Origin of the sequence: Streptomyces bobili, assembly GCF_002154575.1 — a bacterium.
GTDB classification, from domain to species: Bacteria; Actinomycetota; Actinomycetes; order Streptomycetales; family Streptomycetaceae; genus Streptomyces; species Streptomyces bobili.
Genome location: NZ_MUBA01000545.1, coordinates 1 through 1,790, shown reverse-complemented (window position 1 = coordinate 1,790; position 1,790 = coordinate 1). Strand labels below are relative to the sequence as shown.

Here is a 1,790-nt window from a genome sequence, read left to right as displayed (position 1 = left end):
CGAGGTAGAGCACCGCGGCCGCCACTTCTTCGGCCTCCGCGACCCGGCCGAGCGGGTTTTCTGTTTTCACCCGCTCGGCACGGTCTGCCTCGGTCTCGCCGGGCCGCAGCGACATGGGAGCGGCGGAGGCGCCGGGGCTGACCGCGTTGATGCGGATGCCCTGGTGGATGTGGTCGAGAGCGGCGGCGCGGGTCAGCGCGGAGACCGCTGCCTTGGAGGTGATGTACGCGGCGACGTTCGGGATCCGCAGGTGTGCGCCCAGGTTGGAGGAGACGTTCACGATGGCGCCGCCGCCGTTCTCCTTCATGTGGGCGATCTGGTGTTTCATGGCCAGCCAGACGCCGGTGACATTGGTCCGCAGCACCGCGTCCCAGTCCTCCTCGCTCACCTCGCCGACGGGTACGGTGCCGCGGAGTATCCCGGCGTTGTTGACCGCGATGTCCAGTCCGCCGAATCGGGTGACGCTCTCGTGCACGAGGTGCTGGAGCCGGCCGGAGTCGGTGACATCGGCGGTGACGGCGGCGGCCGTGCCGCCGGCCGCCTCGACGAGGCGGACCGTCTCGTCCAGGGAGGCCGCCGTGCGTCCCGCGACGACCACGGATGCGCCCTCGGCGGCGAAGGCGAGCGCGATCGCGCGGCCGAGGCCGGAGCCCGCGCCGGTGACGAGGACGGTCTTGCCGGTGAAGCGGTTCATGTCGATGGCTCCCTTGAGTGATGGATTATTTGGTGCGCTGGTTCAGGAGGGCCGCGACGGCGAGGGCGGCCCCCGTCGCGGCCAGGGACGAGGCGTCGCTGCCGAGCGTGAGCAGGACGGCGAAGAGGACGGTCGGGCCGAATTCCATCGCCGTGTTCAGCACGCCACCCGCGAGCCCGGTCTGCTGCCGCGGTACACCTTCGGTGGCGAGCACGGCGGCTCCCGCGAAGGAGGCCGCGGTGCCGGCCGGCAGCAGCACAAGGCCCGGCAGCAGGCCGTACGCGTACCAGGTGTGCGCGTCGAGCCCGGTGAACGCGAGGAGGACGAGCCCCGCCGCGCCCGTGCCCAGCCCGGCGGACGTGACGGCTTGGGCCCCGTACCGGCCGATGAGCGGCCCTGCCGCCCGGCCCGAGGCGATCAGCGCGGCGGCGAACGGCACGAAGGCGGCCGAGGCCCGCAACTCTGACCAGTCGCGTGCCTGCTGGAGGTGGAGCGAGAGCACCACGAAGGTCATCGCGGTCCCGCAGGCGCTCAGTGCGATGGCCGTGAGGGCGAGGGCCCGCCGCCGGTCGAGCAGGAAACGGGGTGGCAGCAGCGGGTCGCGTGCCCGGCGCTCGGCGTACCAGAACGCGGCCAGCAGCGCGGTCCCGCCGAGCAGCGGCACGAGCACGCCGGCCGACGACCAGGGTCGGGCGTCGGTGACGACGAGCCCGTAACTGGCGAGGGTGATCCCGACGGTGGCGAGCAGAGCGCCCGGCAGGTCGGGAGACCTGCCCCGGTCCGGTGCGGTTTCCGGCAGCAGCCGGGGCGTGAGGATGAGGGCGGAGACCGCCACCACGAGGGGTACGGCGAAGGTCCAACGCCAGGAGAGCAGCGCCGAGATGACGCCGGAGAGCAGATTGCCCGCAGTCGCGCCGAGTACCGAGAGTCCGCCCCACGTGGCCATCGCCCTGCCGTACGCGCTGGGGGAGGGGAAGACGGCGCGCAGCACGGCCATGGCGGCGGGCGCGACGAGGGCCGCGCCCGCTCCCTGGGCCAGGCGTGCCCCGAGCAGGGCCCCGATGCCGGGGGCGAGCGGGGCCCTGCTCGGGGCACG

The 1,790-nt window shown here is 73.5% G+C and carries 2 protein-coding genes; both read right to left on the bottom strand.

Annotated features, from left to right (window positions below; translation table 11 throughout):
* Positions 1-694: SDR family NAD(P)-dependent oxidoreductase (locus BZL64_RS33100; protein WP_086772799.1), on the bottom strand; the 694-nt coding region annotated here is incomplete at its 3' end.
* Positions 695-719: 25 nt separating this feature from the next.
* The coding region (locus tag BZL64_RS33095; RefSeq protein ID WP_086772800.1) for an MFS transporter at positions 720-1,790 on the bottom strand (1,071 nt) is incomplete at its 5' end.